Genomic DNA, 22,284 nt, shown 5'->3' on the forward strand with positions numbered 1-22,284 from the left:
TCCCGTTTATTCGCAATCTGCACTCACTGCCGCACTGACCACTTTTGGTAATAATAAAGTGCCACCACAATCATCAGCCACAGCCCTGCCCGTTGTTGCTGAAAAACGCCCTAAGGTGACATCAGGTGGTATGGCTCTGAACAACGAGTTCGGCGGCACAGTTCTGAAGTACTGACTGAATAAAGTCAAAGCGCCCGATCCCCCGGTTAAACCTATAGATTTATTGTCATCCCGGCCTAACCAGACAGTGACGGAGGATTCATGCTCAAAACCGGTAAACCAGCTATCTTTGTGGTCGCTGGAGGTTCCGGTTTTACCGGCAAAACGAATGCCGGCAAACTGATTCGCCAGTATTTTTGAGGTACCGCTGCGGGTACTTTGTTGCATAGCATATTGCAACAGGTAATCCGCCTCTTCTGTAACTCTTTGTTGCACAATGTTTCTGCGCTGGTAAAGCATAGTACCGTCAGTTTTAGTAATTGACTCTATACTGGCTAATTTAATGTAGCGACCTTTATTCGCTATCACCTGATATAGCTGGGCTACCTCGGCCGGCGTCAGCTCCACCGCCCCTAAAAATGCTGAAGGTTGCAGTTTCAGTTCACGTTCAAGCCCCAGCGTCCTGAAGCCCTCCTGCAATGCTGGCAAGCCCAGTTTTAATCCTAAACGCACTGTAGGTACGTTCAGTGATTCAGATAACGCCTGGATCAGTGTCACCTGGCCACGGAACTTTTTATCAAAATTCTGCGGGCTCCAGCCGCCCTGACTGCCTTTGAGGTGAATAGGGCTGTCATCAAGCATAGTGGCCAGGCTGAACTGTTGTGGTCTGCTTAAGGCCTGCAAATACAACACGGGTTTGACTATACTGCCAATCTGACGACGGGCATCTAAAGCTCGGTTATATCCGGCAAAATGCACAGCCTTTCCGCCAACTATAGCTTTATAGGCACCGGCCTGATAATCCGTAACCACCATAGCCGCCTCAAGCCGGCTGTCTAATTCTGACAATCGCTGTTTCACCGCCTGCTCAGCCGCCAATTGCGCTTGCGGATCCATGTAAGTAAATATCTTCAGCCCCTCTTCAATGACTGCAGGGTCTGTCACTAAGTCTTTCAGCTCACGTTTCACAGCATCCAAATAGGACGGAGAACGGCCTTTGAGGTGATGCCCCAGCGGGATCACAGCCAGCGGTTTACTGACTGCGCGCTGGTAATCGGCGTCCGTTAATAACTCTGCAGAGTGCAGCATTTTAAGCACCAGATCGCGCCGATCTTTCGCCCGTTCACCAAACCGCCGCGGATCGTAATAAGAGGGGCCTTTGACTATGGCTACCAACAGGGCGTATTCCTCTGGTAACAATTCATCCAAAGGTTTGCCAAAATAGAATTTACTGCCCAGCGCGAAACCGTGTACCGCATTGTTGTGGAACTGGCCGATAAAAATTTCATTCAGATAAGCTTCAAGGATTTGGTCCTTACTGTACCGGTAATCTAGAATTAGCGCGATCAGTGCCTCGTTTACTTTGCGGATTATGGTTTTATCCGCTGTCAGGTACATATTTTTCGCTAACTGCTGAGTTAAGGTTGAACCGCCCTGCACAGTGCGTCCAGCCATCAGATTGGCCCAAAATGCTCGAACTACGGACCAGACAGAGACTCCGTGGTGTTGATAGAAATCCCGGTCTTCAATGGTCAGCAAGGCGTCTTTAATATGCTCAGGCATATCCGCCAGCGTGACCATCTCTCTGTCCTCCTGTTCGGAGGACACTAAATGCTGGACCAGTTGCGGTTCAATCCGGGCTTTTTGCACCGACTTTTTCAACTGATGATCATAAATGGTGTGCACCCTTTGACCCGCAAAGGACACGGTAAAAACTTCTTCCTGATCATAGCCATCAGAGAACTGAAAAGCGCGGCGAAATACAGTCACTTTATCGCCAGTCTGGCTGTATTGACCCGGACCCTTGATTTTATCCATAGCCCTGTACTGCAGCAGTTCAAGCTCACTGACCAGTTGTTTTTGCGTCAGACTTTTACCAGGGATCAGCTCCAGACTGCGGGCATACACCTGAGCCGGAAATTGCCACTTGTGACTGGAGAACAAAGTGGTAATTTTACTATCCAGATAAATCAGATAAACAAACAGTGTCAGCAGCAACACCAGACCAATTTTTAAGGCAAGCCACAGCATTTGTCTGGCAAATTGCGGGCGTTTTGCGGTTTTGGTCGCGGGCTTTTTTCTTGGAGTACGGCTTTGTTTTTGTGTCATTTTTGCATAGCTTTTTTAGTTTTATTCGTCGGCATGGCTTGTGCTGGGTTTTCAGGCCAATAATGTTTTGGATAGCGGCCTTTCATTTCCTTTTTTACTTCAGCATAACTAGTGGCCCAGAAACTGGCTAAATCCTGAGTCACTTGTAAAGGGCGACGCGCAGGCGACAATAAATGAATTTTCATGGCTAAACGCCCCATGGCTACAGCAGGAGTCTCAAGCTGACCAAACATTTCCTGAATGCGGATCGACAAAATAGCTTCTCCTTCATCGCTGTAATGCACAGGGATCATAGACCCTGTAGCTGAACGCCAACTGTCTGGCATGCAGCTGGTAAGCAGTTGCTGTTCTTTGTAACTAAGACGTTGCCATAATAAAGTATAAAGGTCTAACTTATTCAAATCGCTCAGTTTTGTAAACCTGCCTAAAGCCGGAGCTAACCAGACTTCAGCATCAGCCCACAGAGCTTCCTCATCCACAGCAGGTAACTGATGTTCCGGCATAAGTCGTTGCATCAGTTGCAGTCTGTATCTGAGCTGCAACGCCTGTTCAGTCCAGGGCAAAGCCTGTAAACCTTGTTGTTTTAACCAATCCAGCCAAGCCTGCTGTTGCTCTGTTTCTGTCGGTTTTGTATGCAGCGGTTTACGTTCAAGCACACAACAGCCTAGCATCAAACGCTGTTCCGCAATAAAACGCTCTTGCTGTGCATCAAAGCCAACATAGGACTGGAGTTGCAAATCAGCACGCCACTCTTGTATCAACTCAGCGAGCGTCCAACGCGCGGCCAGACTCACCTGAGCACTCTGGCCAAAATACAAATCACAGATCACCAGCACTTCAGCACCAGCCAGCGCACTGTCCGAAAATAAGACTACACCCGCATTATTGGTCAGCAGATAGCCCTTCCCCCTTGATAACGCAATGCGATCAGGAAAGGCGCGACTTAACAAAGCCGCTGTCAGATGCTGCGGTAGGTAACTGCTGATGCGGATCTGATTTTGTTGGGCCAGTTGCTTCGCCTGCTGCAATAAGGCGCCAGACAAAGGTTGTTGCAGCAATTGATCTATATCCTGTTCACGGCTGCGCTGAGGATGTTCTAATAAGGTCGCCAACACCACAGCTAACCAGGCGGCTCCTTGCTCGCCTTGCTGTTCCATCTGTTTGCCGTGCAGCACTAAAGATGCAAGTCGTGGTTCAGTGCCTGTCGCCAGTAACTGTCGGCCAAAGTCTGTGATCTGGCCCTTGTGATTGATGGCTTTGAGTTGCGCCAGCACCCAGGCTGCCGAGTTGAGGTTGGCCTGGGGCGGTGGATCTAACCAGAATAATTGCTCGGGTGCACAACCCCAGGCTGAAATGTCCAGTAGCAAAGAGGTTAAATCCGATTGCAGTATCGCAGCCGGAGTAAAAGCCGGACGGCGTTGCCACAGCTCTGCACTATCAAGCCGATAACAGGTCCCCGCAGACAAACGCCCGGCACGACCTGCCCTTTGCGTCGCTGCTGCCTGACTGATGGCGACAGTATCCAGTCGCGTTAGTCCATGTCTGGGGTGATAAACGGCCTGACGACACCAACCTGAATCCACCACCACTTCAATACCTTCGATGGTTAAGCTGGTCTCGGCAATATTGGTAGTTAACACCAGTTTACGTCGTCCAGCCGGACTTGGCGCTATGGCTTGCTGTTGCTCCGCCAGAGTTAAAGCGCCAGACAGGGCATAAATATCTAACTGGCTGTCTTGGTTGTGTTCCAGCAACCAGTCTCTGGCCTGCTGAATTTCACGCTGGCCGGGTAAAAAGGTCAGAATACTGCCCTGATGTTTCAAACTGGCCTGCAGGCTTACTCTGGCACTTTGTAACCAGATAGGCTCTGCTGTAGGCACCTGGTAAACAATCTCCACCGGATAACTGCGACCTTCACTGCACAGCACTGGGGCGTCCAAAGCGGCTGCCAGTTTTTGCTGATCCAAAGTGGCGGACATAATCAGCAATTGTAAATCGGTGTTGAGTTGCTGCACTTCCAGCGCCAAAGCCAAGGCTAAATCCGCCTGCAGGGAACGTTCATGAAATTCGTCAAAAATGATCAGGTCAATGCCTGCAAGCTCTGGGTCCTGCTGAATTTTGCGGATCAACACTCCTTCGGTGACGATCAGCAGGCGAGTGTTTTTGCTGTCACTTTTTTCGTGCCTGATTTGATAACCCACCTGCTGTCCGACAGCTTCATTCAACTGCCCCGCTAAATAACTGGCAATACTTTTTGCCGCCAGCCGTCTGGGCTCCAACAGCAGAATATTTTTTCCTGAAAAATCAGCATGATTCAGCAGATATAGCGGCAGATAGGTTGATTTACCAGCACCGGGTGGTGCGGACAAAATCACTTTATTGTGCTGCTTCAGGCTCTGAACCAGCTGTGGGCAAATGTCTGCAACAGGTAACAAATCAACTCTCACTAAAAACAAAAAGCAGCTTTATCTTAGCTGCTTTCTTCATTGGTTCGAAGTCAGAAACAAAGCAATGACTGGCTTCATTTCAGTAATTGCTCAAAGATTATTCGTTGATCAGGGTGTGCGCCACTAAACGAATGCCCATACCTGTGGCACCAGCGGCCCAGAAACTGTTGGCTGAGTTATGAAAAGCTGCAGCTAAATCTAAATGCACCCAGCCTTTGCCATCATGAGGCACAAACCGGCTTAAAAAGCCTGCCGCATTGCTAGCCCCGCCAGTACCGCCACCTTTAACCGGTCGACTATTGGCTGTATCGGCATAGGCTGAAGGACATTGGCTCTGATGCCATTTCTCCAGCGGCAATTGCCAGGCTCCCTCCTGTACCTGTTCGGCATACCCTAATACACGTTGTGCTAACGCCTTGTCCAACGCAAAGACCGCATTGTATTCAGTGCCTAAGGCATTCATTGCAGCACCTGTTAAAGTGGCCGCATCAATAATAAGTTGCGGCTCTGCCTCAGCAGCTTTTTGCAAACCATCCGCCAGAACCAGACGCCCCTCAGCATCAGTATTGACGATTTCTACCGTGACACCGTTTTTATAGGTCAGGATATCACCCAGTTTAAAGGCACGGCCGGAAATCAGGTTTTCGGCACAGCATAAAATAAGCTGCACTCTTTTGTTTAACCCTTGCAAAATTGCCAGGGCTAAAGCTGCGGTGACAGTAGCGGCTCCGCCCATATCACATTTCATCGTCACCATACCTTCACTGGCTTTAATCGAATAACCACCACTGTCAAACGTAATACCTTTGCCCACTAAAGCCGCAAACACAGGCGCATCCGCTTTGCCTGCTGGATTGTAATCCAGCACCAGCATCGCCGGATCGCGCTCACTGCCACGGCCTACCGCATGAATACCGACCCAGCCTTGTTCCAGCAAAGCAGAACCTGAAATAATTTCAGTGGATACAGTGCCTGCTGGCGCTACAGTTTGAACAAAAGCAGCAGCGTGTTCCGCCAAAGCGACAGGAGACAAGTCTTCCGGGGTTTGGTTGATAATGGCTTTGGCCCAACTGAAGGTGCTGTGGAGTTGTTGCAACTGTAGTTGGTCTGCTGCAGTACCTGTCCAGCCGATAGCGCCGAGTTTTTTGGCTGTGCAAAAGCCCTGATACAACGCCCACTGACTGTCCACAGTCCAGCCCTCTCCTGCCAGTTGGATTTGTTGAATACCCAAAGCATCCAATTGGCGACCCGCTTTTTGCACTGCTCGTAGATCTGCAGTGTTGACGTGCAACTGATAGCCAGCAGTATCCGGGGTCAGCACTACATTTTTGCCCCATTTGGCCTCTGCAGCAGCACTGTTTAAACGAATTTGGATCAGGTCAGACATAGATGTTTATCTCGTATTGCGTGGATAAAGTATGGAGCTGAGTGTACCACAAGCCCTCAGGAGGTTAAGACGCTGTGTAACATTTTCGCGCTCAAAGCAATCAGTAACGCGGCAAATACTTTCTTCAACGTAGCAACAGGTAAACGGTGCGCCAGAGCGGCACCAACAGGCGCAGTAAAATAACTGACGGACGCAATCAGCAGCATGGCAGGCAAGTAGACATACCCCAGACTGTACTGTGGTAACACTGCATCTGTGGAAACTCCAGCCAGAAAGTAGCCCAGCGTACCGCTGATGGCTATAGGTAAACCCACCGCAGCAGAGGTGCCTATGGCGTGCTGTATTTTGACATTACACCAGGTAAGAAAAGGCACGGTCAACGAGCCGCCCCCTATAGCCACCAATGCGGACACGGCGCCAATCACCAGCCCTGTACTACTCAGACCAACAACACCAGGCAACTGCCTGCTGGCTTTGGGTTTGATATTCAGCAGCATCTGTAATGCGACATAACTCATAAAACAGCAAAAGAACACAGCTAAAGCCAACGAAGATAAAGCCGTCGCCAGATAAGCTGCCGCTACCGTACCTATTAAAATCGCCGGAGTTAACTTCCAGACCACAGGCCATAAAATAGCGCCGTGACGCTGATGACTGCGCATACTGGAAAAAGACGTGACGATAATAGCAGCCATAGAGGTTGCCAATGCCATATGCACAGCCAATTCAGCCGGAAAGTGTTGTGCTAAAAATAAGGCCGTTAATACAGGCACCATAATGCCGCCACCGCCAACGCCCAATAATCCGGCAAAAAAACCCACTGCTGCCCCCAGCAGTAAATACGCAATCACCCATTCGATGGCCATACTCAGTGTCCGCCCCAAGGAAAAAGAGCCTTACTTTAACAAACTAAAGCAATAAATATCTCCTGTTTTGAACAAGTTAACAGATGCAACCCAGAACAATGCTTCCCAAGCTGTGTTTATGCGGTTTAGAGTGTGATTTTATTAAACCAGCCAAATCTGCCGCGTGTTGGAAAAAAGGTGACGCAGCCAGTTCTGCTCTGTATACTTCCGCGGCTTTTTTAATAGTGATTGCAGCTGTCATATTTTTCTGCTATCACTAGCCGCCAACTTTTTGCTTGGCACTGTTTTACAGGAGATGATCATGCCAGAAGGCAAAACCGTAAAAACTTTGGGACTGTTAGCCCTTGCTGGCGTGGAGCCTTATCAGGCCGCGCAAGGCGAAGAATACATGAACCCAAAACAGCTGGACCATTTCCGCCGCATTCTGGACGCATGGCGTCAACAGTTACGTGAAGAAGTGGATCGCACTAAAAACCATATGGCCGATGAAGCGGCAAACTTCCCGGATCCAGTGGACCGTGCTGCTCAGGAAGAAGAGTTCAGTCTGGAATTACGTGCTCGGGATCGCGAACGTAAACTACTGAAGAAGATTGAAAAAACACTGCAGAAAATCGAAGACGAAGACTTTGGTTACTGCGACACCTGTGGTATCGAAATTGGTATCAAACGGTTAGAAGCCCGTCCTACCGCCGATCTCTGTATCGACTGTAAAACTCTGGCTGAAATCAAGGAAAAACAACTGGGCGGTTAATGATGCCTATTGTTCCTCCTGCTTACAGGGGCCGGTTTGCGCCATCGCCATCCGGCCCTTTGCATTTTGGCTCCCTTATCGCTGCGGTGGGCAGTTATCTACAGGCCAAATCGCAACAAGGCCAGTGGCTGGTGCGGATGGAAGACATCGACAGGCCCCGGATGCAAACCGGTGCTGCCGACGGTATTTTGCGTACTTTAGAGCGTTATCAGTTGTGCTGGGATGGCGAGGTCTGGGTACAAAGCCAGCGACTGGAGCGTTATCAACAAGTGCTGGAGCAGCTAAAACAACAGCAACTGACCTATGCCTGCAACTGCAGCCGCAACCGTATTCAAAGCCTGCCGCAGGGCTATGATGGTTTTTGCCGGCACAGGCACCTTACAGAGGGCAGTCTGGCCTGGCGTTTAAAAGCACCGGCCACAGCGACCAGCTTTATTGATGTTGTGGCAGGCGAAGTGCAAGTCCCTCTGGCGTTAGCCACTGAAGATTATATTTTAAAGCGCCGTGACGGCTTATTTGCTTACCAGCTCGTGGTCGTGGTGGACGATCTGGATCAGGGCATCACCGAAGTGGTGCGGGGCTCAGATTTAATCGAATTGACCACCCGGCAACAAGCGCTGTTTCAACTACTCGATGCAAAAGCTCCCAGCTATTTACATTTGCCTTTGGCCGTGGCTGAACCCGGTTTTAAGCTCAGCAAACAAAATCACGCCCCAGCCGTGGAGCAATGGCCTGTCAGCGACACCTTAACAGCCGTATTACGGTTTTTAGGCCACCCGCCACCGGAAGATTTAATAGGAGCTGATGCCAGGGAATTGCTAGCCTGGGCCAGTGCTCACTGGCAAATCAATCAAATCCCCCGCCAAAACGAACAAAAAGCTACAGATTTTTTATAAAGCACAAAGCCGCACATTCTATTTTTACGGCTGCTGCGGTATCATTAGCCGCTTTTTTCATCGAGTTCACTTACAAAAGCTCACAAGGAGTATTGCCATTATTTCGCGAGTCCTGGATTTTTGCCGCCGCACCCTTGGCAGCAAAAGCGTTGAGAGCGTTGCTCAACCCAAAAAAAGCCGTCAATCCATTCTGCCAGAGCTGAAAAAAATCTCCCGTGATGCGCATTCAGTGTCGCGCAAAGACATCAGCCCGAATGCACTTAAGGTATTGTACCGCTTAAAAGACGCAGGTTATGAAGCCTACCTGGTCGGTGGTTGCATCCGCGATATTTTGCTGGGTTTAAAGCCAAAAGACTTTGATGTAGTGACCAATGCGCATCCAGAACAAGTGCGTCAGGTGTTTAAAAACTGCCGCCTGATCGGCCGTCGTTTCCGCTTGGCTCACGTGGTGTTTGGCCGAGAAGTGATTGAAGTCGCAACTTTCCGTGGTCACCATACAGGGGATGACGAAACCAGCCCTAAAGCCAGTCAAAGTGATGCAGGCCAGATTTTACGTGATAACGTTTATGGCACTATTGAAGAAGACGCCGAACGCCGTGATTTTAGTATCAACGCTTTGTACTATTCAGTGGCCGACTTTGCCATTTACGACTTTGCCAACGGCATTGAAGCCATAGCAGCGCGCAAAATTGAGCTGATTGGCGACCCTGAAACCCGGTATCGTGAAGACCCGGTGCGGATGCTGCGTGCCGTGCGTTTTGCCACCAAGCTGAATATGGACATAGCCCCGGCGACACTGGAACCCATCAAAGAGCTGGCCGTACTTTTGAAAAACATTCCGGCTGCGCGTTTATTCGAAGAATTCCTCAAGTTATTTATGGCAGGTAAAGCCTTCGATAACTTTGTCATGCTGAACGAGTTAGGCATCATCAAACAACTGTTGCCGCAACTGGCCAAAGTGTTAAAACAAGACGGCGACGGTAAAGTGTTCAACCTGATCACCAAATCCATGCAGGATACCGATCAGCGGGTCGCGATGGATAAACCTGTGACGCCGGCTTTTACCTTTGCCGCCTTATTATGGTATCCGGTCGAACAACGTGCCGAAAAACTACTGGTTGAAAGTGGTTTAAACGAAGTCGATGCGCTGAATATTGCCATGATGGAAGTGCTGGATGAAGTGCAGCGCTCTATCGCTATCCCCAAACGTTTTAGTCTGACCATTAAAGACATCTGGTTCCTGCAAAATCGTTTAAGCAAACGTGCTGGTCGCCGGGCTTTTAAGCTGTTGGAACAAGCCAAATTTCGTGGTGCTTACGATTTCCTGCAACTGCGGGCTCAGGCCGAAGGCGGAGAACTGTTGGAGCTGGCGAATTGGTGGCAACGTTTCCAGGCCGATGACGAAGCGGGTCGCGAGCTGTTAGTGCAAGGCCTGGGTAAAGAAGGTATTGAACGTCGGCCACGCCGTCGTCGCCCACCGACCAAACGTCGCCCTGCTGGTCCTGCAGCAAATGGCTGATACGCTGGTTTATATCGGGCTGGGCGCTAATTTAGCTCAACCAGTGCAGCAGTTAGAACGTGCTGTGTTGGCCTTGCACAACCTCAAAGACACACAAGTGGTCAAGGTATCAGGTTTTTATGGTTCCAAACCTATGGGGCCGCAGGATCAGCCGGATTACGTCAATGCCGTCGCAGCGCTCTCTACTGGTTTATCTGCCGCAGAGTTACTGACCGAATTACAGCAAATTGAGCTGGACCAGGGCCGTCAGCGTAAAGACGAACGCTGGGGTCCGCGGACGCTGGATTTAGATATCCTGCTGTTTGGTGATCAAGTCATCCAAACAGAATGTTTGACCGTGCCGCATTACGGCATGAAGGTGCGGGAGTTTGTGCTTTATCCATTGGCAGAACTAGACTCCGAGTTGATATTGCCTGATGGTTCTAAGTTGAGTGAGCTATTAAAGATGGTGCCTTTAAACGGCCTGACTCGTCTTTGATAACTTGCGCGCCTTATGGTTTTATGCCAAGGTGCGCCCCAAATTACTCCCTTGTGGTCGGATGAGAAAAAATGGCAAAAATTACCACTGCTCAATTACTGAAGATGAAACAAAAAGGCGAAAAAATAACGGCCTTAACGGCTTACGATGCCAGTTTCGCCAAGTTGTTTGCCGATGCAGGTGTGGAAGTTATTCTGATCGGTGACTCTTTGGGTATGGTACTACAAGGCCACAGCGATACTTTGCCTGTCACCACGGCTGAAATTGCTTATCACACCCGTTGTGTCCGCGCCGGGGCTCCGCTGGCTTTTGTTATTGCCGATATGCCTTTTATGAGTTACGCCACAGTAGAGCAAGCGATGCACAACGCTACGCCTCTGATGCAAGCTGGTGCCAATATGGTTAAGCTTGAAGGCGGTGATTTTTTATTACCGACCATTAAGGCATTGACCGAACGGGGTATTCCGGTCTGTGGTCATTTAGGTTTAACCCCTCAGTCTGTGCATGTGTTTGGTGGTTTTAAAGTACAGGGCCGCGATGAGCAGGCCGCAAATTTAATGGTGCAACAGGCCATAGCCCTTCAAGATGCTGGTGCACAGCTTTTGGTTGTTGAGTGCATTCCATCGGCTTTGGCGGAACGCATCTCCAAAGCTCTGGTGATACCAGTAATTGGCATAGGTGCAGGCAAAGATACCGATGGCCAGATTTTAGTGATGCATGACTTATTAGGTATCAGTTCAGGCTATATTCCAAAATTCTCGAAAAACTTCCTGCAGGAAACCGGTGAAATTAAACAAGCCATCGGCAAGTACATTCAGGACGTCAAACAAGGCCAGTTCCCTGGTCCAGAGCATAGCTTTTAAGGTCAAGTTTTATGTTAATGATTCAGGATATAGCTCAGCTTCGTGCGTTAATCCGCCAGTGGCGCAGTGCCGGTGAACGGGTTGCTTTTGTGCCGACCATGGGAAATTTGCATCAGGGCCATTTGCAACTGGTTGATACCGCTAAACAAAGGGCCGACAGAGTCATCGTCAGTATTTTTGTCAATCCGATGCAATTTGGCCCCCATGAAGATTTAGACAAATACCCCCGCACTTTAGAGCAGGACTGCAAAGGCCTGACCGAACATGGTGCGGATGCGGTATTTACGCCTACTCCAGCGATCATTTATCCGCGTGGTCTGGACGTGCAAACTTATGTTGAAGTGCCACTATTAGGTGATTATCACTGCGGTGCCAGCCGGGCTGGACATTTCCGTGGCGTATCCACCATAGTGACCAAGCTGTTTAATCTGGTGCAACCGGACATTGCCTGTTTTGGTCAGAAGGACTATCAGCAACTGGCTATTATCCGTCAGATGGTGACAGACTTATCCATGCCGATTGAAATCATAGGCGTACCTACGACCCGCGCTGAAGATGGTTTGGCGTTAAGTTCACGCAATGGCTATTTAACCGCAGAGCAACGTGTCACGGCTCCGGTGTTGTACCGCACTCTGCAGTGGATGAAACAGCAGCTCAATCAGGGCTGCCCTGATTTACGTGCGTTAGAGCAACAAGCCAAAGACACCCTCAATGCGGCGGGTTTTAACGCGGATTACGTCAATATCTCCAATCGCCAGACCCTGGTGCCCGCCACTGATGCAACAGCTCCTTTGGTGATACTGGCCGCGGCTTATCTGGGCACTACCCGCCTGATTGATAATATTGAAGTGTAACTGTCAGACGAAAGATAGCAGGGTCAGAGCAAGCTCTGGCCCGCTAGTTTTGTTTTGGCATCAACAGCCATAACACTATGTAGACAAACAAACCCGGAAAAGCGGCAGATAACACCGACAACAATAGATAGACCAGGCGCACACCACCGGCGGACCAGCCAAAATACTCTGCGATACCCCCACAAACCCCAAATAGCATTTTGTCATTCGATAAAGCTAAAGTTTTATCCGCCATGGATAGATCCTCCAATTTGCTGTTGTCTTTACAGTAGCGCTGCATCAGCATAGACGCAATGCTGGGCTTGTAAGCAACTATGTCTTGCCAACTATTCGGTTGGTGCCACAAAGGAAGAGGTGACAGCTTTTGTTACTATTGTTATTACTGATCTCCTGCCTGACATCTCTGTTGGCAGCCTTAGTGGTTTTTGGTGGAGGGATGTTATTGATAGCCATCCTGCCCTTGTTTCTGCCTGCCGCAGCCATAGTGCCTGTACACGGTTTAACCCAATTAGCCAGTAATAGCTCCAGAGTCCTGTTCTCACTTCAGGATGTATTGTGGTCTTTGATCCCGGGCTTTTTGGCAGGCTCAGTGTTGGGTGTGGCTGCAGCAGGCTGGCTATGGACGCAGCTACCTGTGCAATTGCTCCCCTTGTTTATCGGGCTCTACATCTTACTGAGCCTGTGGCATTCGGGATTCAAAAAACTGCTCAGCCGCTATGAAAACTTTATCTGGATTGGTTTTTTACAAAGCGGTTTAAGTTTATTTGTTGGTGCGACAGGTCCGTTATCGACCAGCTTGTTGCTGAAACAACAGGCTGATCAGAACAAGGTGATAGTCACGGCAGCCTTGATGATGTCTATCAGCCATTTACTCAAAGTACTTGTGTTTGGCTGGATAGGCTTTAGTTACCTGGACTACCAGTGGCCTTTGTTTGCTTTGATCGTGGGCGCTGTAGCGGGTTCTTATCTGGGTGCCAAAATCAGGCCACCAGAGCCAAACCCCCGCTATATCTACTGGATAAAACTGGGATTATCGGCTCTGGCGCTGCAGATGATGATTGCTGCTGTTCTTTGAAGATTAAGCTGTGCTGTCTTTGGCCAGTTGTAATAATTTCGGCAAGAACTCTTTGTCCAACGCCGCCACCTGTTGCTGTTCTTCCAGCACATCCAGCAGAATTTGATCTGTGGTCAAAGGATTCGCCAATACAACACGAAACACCACTGTATCCTGGCGCTGATAGCGCTCTGGTTTGAGCCGGGTCCGGGAAACAAAGGAGCGGCCCTCTTCCCGCTGGGTTTTCTGAATAAACTTCGTCAGGCCATTTAGCAACTCATTAAACTTCTGTCGCTTTTCTGCTGAAGCCAAAGCCATAGCCCGCTGAACTTCTGCGGGCACATAACGATAAGTCAGTAAACACAGCTCAGGTTCAGTGATCAGTTCAAACTCGCTATGCTCCTGAATTAAACTGGCAAAATAACGGGCTTTATCTAAACTGCGATTGATCAGAATTTCATAGCCCTGACGGCCAATCACCTGCAAGCAGGCATGCACCAGCATCGCCATACCGGGGCGAGAGCCTTCCAACGTCTGACTGCCTAAATCTTTCGAGCCTTTACGCAGAATATACTCGGCATGATGTTCTATCGCATGAGCCGAAGATGGATGCTTAAACACCACCATACCAGCGCCCATAGGCACATACATTTGTTTGTGGGCATCAATGGTTACTGAATCCGCCCGCTCTATGCCGCTGAGCAAATGGCGATATTTTTCCGATAATAAAGTGGCACCGCCCCAGGCGGCATCGACGTGGAAATGACAACCCAGTTCTGCCGCTAAATCGGCTAAATCATTCAAAGGGTCAACATTGCCGGTTTCTGTGGTACCCGCAACCCCAACTATCGCCATCACTTTGATATTTTTCTCGTTTAACTCACGGCTGATACGGCGCATTTCAGCACTTTGCACCTTGTTATTGGCGTCGGTTTTTACCGGAATCAAAAACTCCCGACCAATGCCTAAAATATCAGCCGCTTTGCCCAACGAATAATGGCCACGCTCTGACACTAAAATGGCTAATCCTTCATAGCCATAATGTTTCATAGCGCGGTACAGGCCTTCTTTGGCGACGCCTTTAAACTCACCTTCAGCTTTTAATAATCGGTTGCGGGCTATCCAGAGTGCCGTGATATTGGCAATAGTGCCACCAGAGCAAAAAGCGCCTAACGAATGATTGGCACTGTGCATCCATTTTTTATAAAAACTATCCGCTTCGCCATAGACCAGATGATGCATCATGCCGATGACCTGGCGCTCCAACGGCGTAAACGCTTTGGAGGTTTCGATTTTCACCAGATTCTGGTTTAAACCCACCATCATTTTTGACAGCGGCAACACAAAATAGGGCAAAGCCGAGGTCATATGACCGATAAAACTTGGAGCGGCCGTATGGACTGAGTGCGCCACCAGCTTTTCCATCATCTGTTCAGCATAATCCGAGACAAACTTAGGCTCAGACGGGATTTGATGCGCCTGAAAATCGCGTTCAATTTGCCACAGTGGTTTCTCCACTGCGACAATACTTTCGCGTAAAAAACCAGCCAGATTCTGCGAGATGTTCTGCTCTATGATACTTAAGGTCGAGTCCGGCGCCTCTGGCACAGTAAATATGCGCCACAAGGCCTCTTCAGACGCAGTAGCCTGGCGTTTGTTTAATTCTGTCATTCGTATCCTGTCTCACCGTTGTCTTTGTACCGGCTCGTTATTTTATGTTTTCAGGCCGTAAAATCAGTAAGTCAAAAAGGAGGTCACTGTACTAAATGCCCCTTTAAATGTCTTTAAAAAAATTCATCTGTTGATCATCTTGCTGCAAAGATACCGCCAATAACCACGCAAAACCGGTATTTTTGCCGAATGTCGCCGCCTGATTACAACAACTCTGCTACACAGCGACGGCTGTCGTCAGATTAAAGTATTAGCTGTCAGCCTGAATTAAATCAGCTAAGCTATTAACGTATTGTTTTCAGGTTCCTTTTTACGAGTCATTGCATGTTACGGATCCGTTCAGCACATTTTATCCTGGTCAGCCTGGTGGTGTATCTGCTTGCCATCGCCGCTTATGTCTATTACCAGTATCAGCAAACCTACCAGGCGAAGCTGGCACAGGTTGACCAGCAACTACTCAATGCAGTAAAAGCTGTGCCTTATCTGCTGGGCGACAGTTACCATAACAACATCAGCGGTCCGCAACATATTTCCCGCGCTGACTATCTGGAACTGGCAAAAAAGCTCAGCCTCTATGCCAAAGACTTAAAACTGCAGTACGTCTACAGCATGATCCAGGTCGATGGCAAAGTGCATTTCACCTCTTCCAGCTACACAGAAGATGACTTACTTCGCGGCCAGCTAAGCTACTTTTATGATTATTACCCCGAAGCGACCGAGGCCAATAAAGCGGCCTTCGCCTCAATAGCTCCGGTGTTTGAAGAGTCTGTCGACCAGTTTGGTCACTTCCGCTCTGTGTTAATACCCTACCAAAGCAGCGATGGCACTGTGTATTTAGCCGGAGCCGATATCGCTATCACCGATTTGGATCGGTGGTTGATGGCAAGCATGCAGCAGTCTGTGTTCAGTGGGTCGATATTTTTTGGTTTAGCGCTGCTTCTGGCGTTAAGTTACGCCATGGTATTGCGGCATAACCCCACGACAGACCATAGCTCAGGTCAGCGTAATGCGCTAGCTTTAGAAGCTCACCTGCGTCATGAATCTACAGGTTTAAGCCAACTGGCTATCCTGCAAGTGAACAACCTGGAGGAAATCAGCCATTTGTATGGTACAGCTATTGCCGAACAGGCGATCAATCAGTTTATTCAGCAGTTGCAACTGCATTTAGGCCGGTCATTCCGGTTATACCGGCTGTCATTTGAAAAACTGGCTATTCGCCGTGTAGCAGTGATTTCTGACAACGAATTACATGACAAACTTAAAAGTTTTGACTTCAGCCAACCTGTGCTGAATGACCCCTACCTGCTTTTCACCGTAACCCTGGGCGTGGCCTTATCACCCGCCGTTGCAGTACTGGAAAATGCCATGCTGGCGGTGAACACAGCGCGATTGCAACAACAATCCCTGGTGGTGTATTCAGATAACTTATTAGCGCTGAAACAACATTTACATACCAATATCAAAATGGCGAAAGAAGTGCGTGAAGCCATAGGTCATGAGCAAATAGTGCCCTACTTTCAGCCCGTGGTACAAATCAGTACAGGTGAGATTTTCCAGTACGAATGTTTGGCGCGGATTTTACGTAGCGACGGCAGCATACTAACGCCGGATCAGTTTTTAAGCATTATCAACCGCAGTCATCTGGATACAGAACTGACCAAAATGATGTTTATTAAAAGTGCCAGCCAGTTCGCAGCGTCTGACGTCAGTTGGTCTATTAATATCAATTGCCGCGACCTGCTGGACGACGATTTGCAGCAGTTTTTCCTCGATTATCTGCAGCATTATCCCAAACCTGAACGGGTGTACTTTGAACTGGCTGAAGCCGGAGTCTTGCCTCAGTTTGAACGCTGCCGGGATGCGATAGCAGCGCTGCAAAAAACTGGCGCCAAAGTGTTACTGGATGATTTTGGTGCAGCCAGTGGCGTTGGTATGGCTGATTTACTGCAGTTAAGAGTTGATGGACTGAAAATTCACGGTAGTTTGATTGAACTGATTAGCTCAGATCAGGACGCTCAGCTTTTTACCGAACACATCAGTTCTTTTGCCAAACAAACCCAGTTGTTGATCATTGCAGAGATGGTCGAAAGTAAGCAGTCTTTAGATGCGCTGGAAAGGTGTGGTATCAGTTATGCCCAGGGTTACTATTTTGGCCCAGCCGCCCCTGTGCCACTGCGCTATTATGAAAGAGGCGCTGTTTAAGCGCCTCTTCTTTGCTGTAGGGATAAACAAGCTTAGCTTCGAAGCCCTGTGCCTTTACTAATCAGGTACATTGCAAAGCTAAAAAACACCAGAATAAAACCAATAATGACGCTGAAAGCGAACACCAGATTGACATCACTGACACCTAAAAAACCATAACGGAAGGCGTTTACCATATAGACAATAGGGTTCACTTTCGATACGTACTGCCAAAACTCCGGCAATAAACTCAGCGAATAAAACACCCCACCCAAATAAGTTAAAGGCGTCAGTACAAAAGTTGGAATAATGCTGATGTCGTCAAAAGTTTTCGCATAGACTGCGTTAATTAAACCCGCCAGCGAAAACAAAGTGGCGGTCAGCACCACAGTCGACATCAGGATAAACAAGTGATGCACTTTGATATCGACAAAAAACAGCGAGAGCAGGGATACGATTAACCCCACCAGAATACCGCGCGCCACACCACCGCCGACATACCCCAGCACTATGATGTAGTTAGGCACAGGAGCCACCAACAGTTCTTCCACATTGCGCTGAAACTTGGCGCTGAAAAAAGACGACGCGACATTCGAATAGGAGTTAGTAATCACCGACATCATAATCAGGCCTGGCACTATAAACTCCATATAACTGAAGCCGCCCATCTCGCCAATACGGGAGCCAACCAAAGCGCCAAAGATAACAAAATACAAGGTCATGGTAATGGCCGGTGGCACCAGGGTTTGCACCCAAATCCGCATAAATCTGTTGGTTTCTTTATAAAGAATACTTTGCAGCGCTATTAAATTACGTGAACTCATGCTTTGGCTCCGCGTCCGTTTTCGACCAGACTGACAAACAACTCTTCCAGACGGTTGGCTTTATTACGCATCGACAGTACCTGAATGCCCTGCGCCGTTAAGGCAGTGAATACGCCATTGAGGCCCTGAGCTTTTTCCACATCCACTTCCAGACTATGGTTATCGAGCTGCCGGAAGCTATAACCGTCAAGAGTCACGGCACTGGCGGTCGGAGCAATATCGAGTAAAAAGGTTTCTTTATTGAGCTTACTCAGCAAGTTTTTCATGCTGGTATTTTCAACAATCTGGCCTTTGTCGATGATGGCGATATTGCGACACAAAGACTCCGCTTCTTCCAGATAATGAGTGGTCAGAATAATAGTCACGCCTTGCTGGTTAATCTCTTTGAGGAACTCCCACATAGAACGGCGCAGTTCAATATCCACGCCTGCGGTAGGTTCATCTAAAATCAGTAACTTAGGTTCATGCATTAACGCACGGGCTATCATCAGACGGCGCTTCATGCCGCCAGACAGCTCACGCGAGCGGGCATGGCGTTTGTCCCATAACCCTAACTGGCCTAAATATTTCTCGGCCCGCACCAAAGCTAAAGAACGTGGCACGCCATAATAACCGGCCTGATTCAGTACAATTTGCAGCACAGTTTCAAACTGGTTGAAGTTAAACTCCTGCGGTACTAGTCCCAATTGGCTTTTGGCATCTTCCAGTTGCGTGTCCAGGTCATAATCAAACACTTTGACCGTGCCACTGCTTTTGTTTACCAAGGAACTGATAATGCCAATGCTGGTACTTTTACCGGCACCATTGGGGCCCAACAAAGCAAAAAAATCGCCTTGCTGCACTTGAAGGTCTATGCCCCTCAACGCCACAGTACCGCTTTTATACACCTTGTGTAACTGTTGAATATCTAACGCTAAAGTCACTGTGGATCTCCATAGCCCCAACGGCTGACTAACTGCTGCTTTAAACCTAAATGGTCCAGAATTCGCGCCACCATAAAGTCGATTAAATCATCGACTGATTGCGGCTGATGATAAAAACCAGGCGCGGCCGGCATCACCACAGCGCCTGCTTTTGACAACGTCAGTAAGTTCTCCAGATGAATGGTACTCAATGGAGTTTCACGCGGCACAACAATCAGTTGACCACGTTCTTTTAACACCACATCAGCCGCCCGCTCGATCAGATTATCACTCATACCATGAGCAATAGCGGCTGCAGTGCCGGTGGAGCATGGACAAATCACCATCTGCTTCGGTGCGGCAGAACCTGAAGCACAAGGCGAAAACCAGTCGTCTTTGCCATACACAGCAAGCAGCTCTTTGCTGGCACCGGTTTTTTCCAGAATAAAATCCCGGCAGGCTTCAGGGCCACCCGGTAGTTTTAAATCATATTCAGTGGCAAACACCACACGGGCGGCACTGGAAATCAGTAGATGTACTTTGACCTGTTGTGCCAGTAAATTTTCCAGCAAACGCCAGCCATAGCCAGCGCCTGAAGCGCCGGTAAAAGCTAAAGTGACTTCTTGGGTCATGGAGTTCTCTTCTTTAGAATGAGGGCAGCTTTAATCTGCTGTCAGGGCATCCAATAGCTTTTGGTGAATACCACCAAAACCGCCATTGCTCATGATCACTATATGATCCCCCGCAGCGGCTTTTTCAACCAAAGTGGCCACTATTAATTCCACCGACTGAAACACCTGTGCTCTGCCAGGCATCTGTTCTGCTACAGCAGAGAGTGACCAACCCGAGTTAGCTGGTTCAAACAGCAGCACCTGATCGGCATGGTGCAACGAATCAGCAATAGCCGACTTATGCACACCCATCCGCATGGTGTTGGAGCGAGGTTCTAACACAGCCCAGATTTTGGCATCCCCGACCCGGGCCCGTAAACCTGCCAGAGTCGTTTCAATAGCTGTAGGGTGATGGGCAAAATCGTCATACACAGCAATGCCTTGGACTGTGCCTTTGAGTTCCATCCGGCGTTTGGGCGCGACAAACTGGGTTAAAGCTTCAATAGATACAGCAACAGGCACACCAACATGGCGGGCTGCGGCTATCGCCATTACAGCGTTTTCGACATTGTGGTTGCCACACAAATCCCAATGCAAGGTGCCTTGTGAATTGCCTTGATAAAACAGCTCAAATACGCTGCCATCCGGTTGTTTTAATTCGACAGTCCAGTCTTTGCCATAACGCTGTTGTTCGCTCCAGCAGCCCATCGCTAAGGTTTGATCCACAGCTTCGACACCGGCTGGGCTTAACACCAGACCAGAGGCTGGCACCATACGGAGTAAATGATGGAACTGCCGCTGAATAGCAGCTAAATCCGGGAATATATCAGCGTGATCGTATTCCAGGTTATTGATGACCAAAGTGCGGGGTCGGTAGTGCACAAACTTGGAGCGCTTATCAAAAAATGCCGTGTCGTATTCATCGGCTTCAATCACAAAAAACGGTGAGTCGCCTAAACGGGCTGAACTGTCAAAGTTCTGCGGAATACCCCCTATTAAAAAACCAGGTTTTAAACCTGCGTACTCCAGCACCCAGGCCAGCATGCTACTGGTGGTGGTTTTACCATGAGTACCAGAGACAGCCAGCACCCAGCGCTGATGCAGTACCTGTTCTGCCAACCACTGCGGGCCAGAGCTGTACGGAATATTTTGATCCAGCGTATATTCTACAGCCGGATTACCACGTGACATGGCATTACCAATAATCACCAAATCAGGCGCGGGTTGCAGGTGCACCGGATCATAGCCCTGAGTCAGTTCTATGCCCAGTTGTTCAAGCTGAGTACTCATAGGCGGATACACATTGGCATCGGAGCCTGTCACTTTATGCCCAAGACTTTTTGCAATAGCGGCTATACCGCCCATAAAAGTGCCACAAATACCTAAAATATGAATGTGCATACTCGATCCTTAGCCGGTCCATTTTGGATGTTGCAGCCATTCTAGCAAAGGACTCTGAAGAACAGCTGAAATAAAACAGTGAGAAACCTGCAATTTAGCCTGAACTTGATTAAAATGGCTGCTGCTGTGGCCGACAGCCTCTAATCAAAACTCATACTGCGGCCAGAGCTTCCTCTACCTACAGAAAAAAGGATGGTGTTATGCGTCGATTGGCTCCGGCCCTGCGTCTAGATGGCGCAGATGCAGAACTGATAGATCTGATTAAAAGTATAGTTGCTGCCTGTAAAGAAATTTCGTTCCGGGTTGGCCAGGGTGAACTCTCCGATGTGTTGGGGTCCACTTTAAATGAAAATGTGCAGGGCGAAACTCAGAAGAAACTCGATGTCATCTCCAACGAGCTGCTCAAAGATCTGATCCTCGAAACGGGTTCTGTAATGGCGATTTCTTCTGAAGAAGAAGAAAGCACTGTCCCAGGCAATCCACAAGGTAAATACCTGGTGACCTTCGACCCACTGGATGGCTCGTCCAACACCGATATCAATAGCTTAATAGGCACTATTTTTTCTATCCTGCCTGCCCCGCAAGGCGCAGATCCAGCCGATCCGTCTATCTTCCTGCAACCTGGTACAGCTCAGATTGCCGCAGGTTATGTCTTGTACGGCCCTGCTACCCTGATGGCTTTGACCACAGGCAAAGGCACCAAAATGTATACGCTGGATAAAACCTATGGCGGTTTTCTGCTGACCACAGAACAGGTCAGTATTCCAGGTGTGACCTCTGAATTTGCGATTAACATGTCAAACCAACGCTACTGGCAACCTGCAATGCAGAATTACATTGCCGACCTGCTCAAAGGCAAAGAAGGCCCACGTGGTAAAAACTTTAATATGCGCTGGATAGCCGCTATGGTCGGTGATGTACACAGAATTTTATGCCGGGGCGGTATCTTTGCTTACCCACGGGACTTAAAAGACCCGAAAAAACCAGACAAACTGCGCCTGATGTATGAAGCCAATCCAATGAGCTTTCTGGTCGAACAGGCAGGCGGTGCCAGCACGACAGGCTATGAGCGGATTATGAAGATCCAGCCTGTGGATATTCACCAGCGGGTCCCGGTCATTTTAGGCTCAAAACACGAAGTGGAAAGCTGCCTGCAGTATCATCAGCCGATGTAGTGGCTTGGTTGATCAGCGCCTTTCTCAGGTTGAAAGAACGGCGACAAGAAAGTGAGACCCCATGAACATAGTCCACTATGTGAGTGGGGCGAAAGCGCGCAGGCAACAAAGCTGCGGCTGCAAGTACGACGCCTAT

Annotated in this window: 18 protein-coding genes and 1 pseudogene; 9 read left to right on the forward strand and 10 right to left on the reverse strand. The window is 48.9% G+C overall.

Features of this window, described 5'->3' with window-relative positions:
• Positions 1–6: 6 nt before the first annotated feature.
• From mrcB to SD53_RS01100, 4 genes are all read right to left on the reverse strand, one after another.
• Positions 7–2,268 carry a penicillin-binding protein 1B gene (gene mrcB, locus SD53_RS01085; protein WP_046518339.1) on the reverse strand — a complete coding sequence of 754 codons (2,262 nt, stop codon included), beginning with the start codon at positions 2,266–2,268 and terminating at the stop codon, positions 7–9.
• Positions 2,265–4,703 (reverse strand): ATP-dependent helicase HrpB, encoded by a 2,439-nt coding sequence (hrpB, locus tag SD53_RS01090; RefSeq protein ID WP_046518404.1) that lies wholly within the window; start codon positions 4,701–4,703, stop codon positions 2,265–2,267. The genes mrcB and hrpB overlap by 4 nt, the downstream gene beginning before the upstream one ends.
• 109 nt (positions 4,704–4,812) lie before the next feature.
• Positions 4,813–6,102 carry an aminopeptidase PepB gene (gene pepB / locus SD53_RS01095; RefSeq protein WP_046518340.1) on the reverse strand — a complete coding sequence of 430 codons (1,290 nt, stop codon included), beginning with the start codon at positions 6,100–6,102 and terminating at the stop codon, positions 4,813–4,815.
• Positions 6,103–6,158: 56 nt separating this feature from the next.
• Positions 6,159–6,968 carry a sulfite exporter TauE/SafE family protein gene (locus SD53_RS01100; RefSeq protein ID WP_046518341.1) on the reverse strand — a complete coding sequence of 270 codons (810 nt, stop codon included), beginning with the start codon at positions 6,966–6,968 and terminating at the stop codon, positions 6,159–6,161.
• A gap of 301 nt (positions 6,969–7,269) precedes the next feature.
• Between SD53_RS01100 and dksA the strand changes: the two genes are divergently transcribed.
• From dksA to panC, 6 genes are all read left to right on the forward strand, one after another.
• Positions 7,270–7,719, forward strand: a complete 450-nt coding sequence (gene dksA, locus SD53_RS01105; RefSeq protein WP_046518342.1) for an RNA polymerase-binding protein DksA — start codon at positions 7,270–7,272, stop codon at positions 7,717–7,719.
• Entirely contained in the window at positions 7,719–8,615 is an 897-nt protein-coding gene (gene gluQRS, locus SD53_RS01110; RefSeq protein ID WP_046518343.1) for a tRNA glutamyl-Q(34) synthetase GluQRS, read from the forward strand. The genes dksA and gluQRS overlap by 1 nt, the downstream gene beginning before the upstream one ends.
• Before the next feature lie 229 nt (positions 8,616–8,844).
• Complete coding sequence (gene pcnB, locus SD53_RS01115; RefSeq protein ID WP_241481730.1) at positions 8,845–10,134, forward strand: polynucleotide adenylyltransferase PcnB; 1,290 nt, start codon at positions 8,845–8,847, stop codon at positions 10,132–10,134.
• The gene (gene folK / locus SD53_RS01120) at positions 10,127–10,612 is read left to right on the forward strand and encodes a 2-amino-4-hydroxy-6-hydroxymethyldihydropteridine diphosphokinase (protein ID WP_046518344.1); all 486 of its coding nucleotides are present in this window, start codon (positions 10,127–10,129) and stop codon (positions 10,610–10,612) included. The genes pcnB and folK overlap by 8 nt, the downstream gene beginning before the upstream one ends.
• A gap of 71 nt (positions 10,613–10,683) precedes the next feature.
• On the forward strand, positions 10,684–11,475 hold the full coding sequence (gene panB, locus SD53_RS01125) for a 3-methyl-2-oxobutanoate hydroxymethyltransferase (RefSeq protein WP_046518345.1): 792 nt from the start codon (positions 10,684–10,686) through the stop codon (positions 11,473–11,475).
• Between the two features lie 11 nt (positions 11,476–11,486).
• Positions 11,487–12,329 (forward strand): pantoate--beta-alanine ligase, encoded by an 843-nt coding sequence (panC, locus tag SD53_RS01130; protein WP_046518346.1) that lies wholly within the window; start codon positions 11,487–11,489, stop codon positions 12,327–12,329.
• A 43-nt stretch (positions 12,330–12,372) separates the two neighbouring features.
• Here panC and SD53_RS01135 read toward each other — a convergent pair whose 3' ends face one another.
• Positions 12,373–12,564, reverse strand: a complete 192-nt coding sequence (locus SD53_RS01135) for a PspC domain-containing protein (RefSeq protein ID WP_046518406.1) — start codon at positions 12,562–12,564, stop codon at positions 12,373–12,375.
• A 129-nt stretch (positions 12,565–12,693) separates the two neighbouring features.
• Here SD53_RS01135 and SD53_RS01140 point away from each other — a divergent pair, with 129 nt between their 5' ends.
• The gene (locus SD53_RS01140) at positions 12,694–13,404 is read left to right on the forward strand and encodes a sulfite exporter TauE/SafE family protein (RefSeq protein WP_046518347.1); all 711 of its coding nucleotides are present in this window, start codon (positions 12,694–12,696) and stop codon (positions 13,402–13,404) included.
• A 3-nt stretch (positions 13,405–13,407) separates the two neighbouring features.
• Here the strand turns inward: SD53_RS01140 and panP are convergent, their stop codons facing one another.
• On the reverse strand, positions 13,408–15,054 hold the full coding sequence (gene panP / locus SD53_RS01145; RefSeq protein WP_046518348.1) for a pyridoxal-dependent aspartate 1-decarboxylase PanP: 1,647 nt from the start codon (positions 15,052–15,054) through the stop codon (positions 13,408–13,410).
• Between the two features lie 324 nt (positions 15,055–15,378).
• Between panP and SD53_RS01150 the strand changes: the two genes are divergently transcribed.
• Positions 15,379–17,256: an EAL domain-containing protein gene (locus SD53_RS01150; protein ID WP_046518349.1), complete on the forward strand. Its 1,878-nt coding sequence runs from the start codon at positions 15,379–15,381 to the stop codon at positions 17,254–17,256.
• Between the two features lie 32 nt (positions 17,257–17,288).
• Here the strand turns inward: SD53_RS01150 and SD53_RS01155 are convergent, their stop codons facing one another.
• The 4 genes and pseudogenes from SD53_RS01155 to mpl all read right to left on the reverse strand — a co-directional run bounded on the left by SD53_RS01155 (position 17,289) and on the right by mpl (position 20,973).
• Positions 17,289–18,059: an ABC transporter permease gene (locus SD53_RS01155; RefSeq protein ID WP_046518350.1), complete on the reverse strand. Its 771-nt coding sequence runs from the start codon at positions 18,057–18,059 to the stop codon at positions 17,289–17,291.
• Complete coding sequence (locus SD53_RS01160; protein WP_046518351.1) at positions 18,056–18,982, reverse strand: ABC transporter ATP-binding protein; 927 nt, start codon at positions 18,980–18,982, stop codon at positions 18,056–18,058. Before SD53_RS01160 ends, SD53_RS01155 begins: the two co-directional genes overlap by 4 nt.
• Positions 18,979–19,599: pseudogene (locus SD53_RS01165) on the reverse strand (flavin prenyltransferase UbiX); the annotation flags it as partial. The pseudogene SD53_RS01165 and the gene SD53_RS01160, both read right to left, overlap by 4 nt.
• A gap of 24 nt (positions 19,600–19,623) precedes the next feature.
• Entirely contained in the window at positions 19,624–20,973 is a 1,350-nt protein-coding gene (mpl, locus tag SD53_RS01170) for a UDP-N-acetylmuramate:L-alanyl-gamma-D-glutamyl-meso-diaminopimelate ligase (protein ID WP_046518353.1), read from the reverse strand.
• 200 nt (positions 20,974–21,173) lie between these two features.
• Here mpl and SD53_RS01175 point away from each other — a divergent pair, with 200 nt between their 5' ends.
• A complete protein-coding gene (locus SD53_RS01175; RefSeq protein WP_046518354.1) occupies positions 21,174–22,148 on the forward strand; it encodes a class 1 fructose-bisphosphatase in 975 nt (324 codons plus the stop codon).
• The last annotated feature ends 136 nt before the right edge of the window (positions 22,149–22,284 follow it).

It is taken from the genome of Rheinheimera mesophila, from assembly GCF_000986865.1.
Classification (GTDB): Bacteria; Pseudomonadota; Gammaproteobacteria; order Enterobacterales; family Alteromonadaceae; genus Pararheinheimera; species Pararheinheimera mesophila.

Coding starts and splice junctions, on each gene's coding strand:
- mrcB (WP_046518339.1), bottom strand. CDS start 2,268: ATGACACAAAAACAAAGCCGTACTCCAAGAAAAAAGCCCGCGACCAAA.
- pepB (WP_046518340.1), bottom strand. CDS start 6,102: ATGTCTGACCTGATCCAAATTCGTTTAAACAGTGCTGCTGCAGAGGCC.
- SD53_RS01100 (WP_046518341.1), bottom strand. CDS start 6,968: ATGGCCATCGAATGGGTGATTGCGTATTTACTGCTGGGGGCAGCAGTG.
- dksA (WP_046518342.1), top strand. CDS start 7,270: ATGCCAGAAGGCAAAACCGTAAAAACTTTGGGACTGTTAGCCCTTGCT.
- gluQRS (WP_046518343.1), top strand. CDS start 7,719: ATGATGCCTATTGTTCCTCCTGCTTACAGGGGCCGGTTTGCGCCATCG.
- folK (WP_046518344.1), top strand. CDS start 10,127: ATGGCTGATACGCTGGTTTATATCGGGCTGGGCGCTAATTTAGCTCAA.
- panB (WP_046518345.1), top strand. CDS start 10,684: ATGGCAAAAATTACCACTGCTCAATTACTGAAGATGAAACAAAAAGGC.
- panC (WP_046518346.1), top strand. CDS start 11,487: ATGTTAATGATTCAGGATATAGCTCAGCTTCGTGCGTTAATCCGCCAG.
- SD53_RS01135 (WP_046518406.1), bottom strand. CDS start 12,564: ATGGCGGATAAAACTTTAGCTTTATCGAATGACAAAATGCTATTTGGG.
- panP (WP_046518348.1), bottom strand. CDS start 15,054: ATGACAGAATTAAACAAACGCCAGGCTACTGCGTCTGAAGAGGCCTTG.
- SD53_RS01150 (WP_046518349.1), top strand. CDS start 15,379: ATGTTACGGATCCGTTCAGCACATTTTATCCTGGTCAGCCTGGTGGTG.
- SD53_RS01155 (WP_046518350.1), bottom strand. CDS start 18,059: ATGAGTTCACGTAATTTAATAGCGCTGCAAAGTATTCTTTATAAAGAA.
- mpl (WP_046518353.1), bottom strand. CDS start 20,973: ATGCACATTCATATTTTAGGTATTTGTGGCACTTTTATGGGCGGTATA.
- SD53_RS01175 (WP_046518354.1), top strand. CDS start 21,174: ATGCGTCGATTGGCTCCGGCCCTGCGTCTAGATGGCGCAGATGCAGAA.